The organism is Anaerococcus hydrogenalis DSM 7454 (assembly GCF_000173355.1).
Taxonomy (GTDB): domain Bacteria; phylum Bacillota; class Clostridia; order Tissierellales; family Peptoniphilaceae; genus Anaerococcus; species Anaerococcus hydrogenalis.
This window is the reverse complement of sequence record NZ_ABXA01000006.1, coordinates 1-1,349: the sequence shown is the minus strand read 5'-3', so window position 1 is coordinate 1,349 and position 1,349 is coordinate 1. Positions and strand designations below refer to the sequence as shown.

Here is a 1,349-nt window from a genome sequence, read left to right as displayed (position 1 = left end):
GGATTATTTGTTCCAGGTGTTTCTGTGCTTGGATTTTCTATATTTTTATTTTTATTTCTTCTAAAGCTTTTTCAGCTTCTGCTCTTTTTTCTTCCGCTTCTTTTCTAGCTTTGACAGACTCAGCTAATTCTATCTTAGTTTTTTCCAATTCTACTTTTACTTTGGCCAATTCTGCTTTGCTTGCAGTATTTGAAGCTTCTAATTCTTTTACTCTTTCTTCTGCTTTTTCTTGAGCTTTTTTAGCAAGATTTTCTGCCTCTTTTGCTTTTTCGACCTCTATTTTTGCAGATTGAGCAGCTTTTTGAGCTTCTTTTTTTGCTTTTGCTATTTCATTTCTAGCTTCTTCTTGAGCTTTTTGAGCTTTTTCCTCTGCTAATTTAGCCTTAGCTATAGCAGCTTCTTTTTCTGCTTCTGATTTTGTTTTATCTTCTATAGCTTTTTTTGCTTCTTCTTGAGCTTGTCTTGCTTCTTCTTGAGCTACTTGTAAGGCTTTTTCTGCTTTATTTGCTTTTTCTTTTGCTAATTGAGTTTTTTGTTGAGATTTGCTAGCTTCTTCTTTAGCTTGTTTAGCTAAATCTTGTGCTTTTTGAGCTTCATCTCTAGCTTTTTCTATAGCTTTTTGAGCTTCTGTTAACTGACTTTGTAGATCTTTCTTTTCTTCTTCTAGTTTTTTAATGTTCTCTTCTGCTTTTGAAAGACTAGCTTTTGCTTCTTGCGCTTCTTTTGCTGCTTTTTCTTTTGCCTTGTTTGCTTTTTCTAAATCTGTTTTTGCTTTGGCTAATTCTGTTTCGGTAGCCCCACTTGATTTTTGTAGATTTTCTAAGTTTTCTTCTGCAAGTTTTTTAGCTTCTTTGGCTTTTGCTTCTGCTTCTTGGGCTTTTTGTGCTGCAGCTTGGGCTTTTTCTACAGATTTTTGAGCTTCTTCTTTGGCTTTTGCTATTTCTTCTTGCGCCTTTCTTTCTGCTTCTTCGGCCTTGGCTATAGCTTTTGCTTTTTCTTCTTCTGATTTTGTTTTGTCTTTTTTTGCTTCTTCTGCTTCGGCTTTGGCTTTGTTTGCTTCTTCTTGAGCTTGTTGAGCTTTTTCTTGTGCAGCTTTTGCTTTTTCATTGGCTTCTTGAGCTGCATCTTTTGCTTCTGATGCTTCTTCTTTTGCCTCTTTTGCTGCTTGCCTTGCTGCGTCTAGTTGATTTTGAATTTCTTCTTTTTCTTTTTCTAGTTTGCTGATGTTTTCTTTTGCTTTGGATAGATTAGCTTGGGCTTCTTGTGCTTCTTTTGCTGCTTTTTCTTTTGCTTTATTAGCTTTTTCTAGATCTGCTTTTGCTTGAGCTAATTCTGTTTCAGTAGCCCCA

Annotated in this window: 1 pseudogene; it reads right to left on the bottom strand. The window is 35.4% G+C overall.

The annotated features are described in order from the left end of the window. Positions 1 to 37: 37 nt before the first annotated feature. Positions 38 to 1,349 (bottom strand): annotated as a pseudogene (locus ANHYDRO_RS09950) (hypothetical protein); the annotation flags it as partial.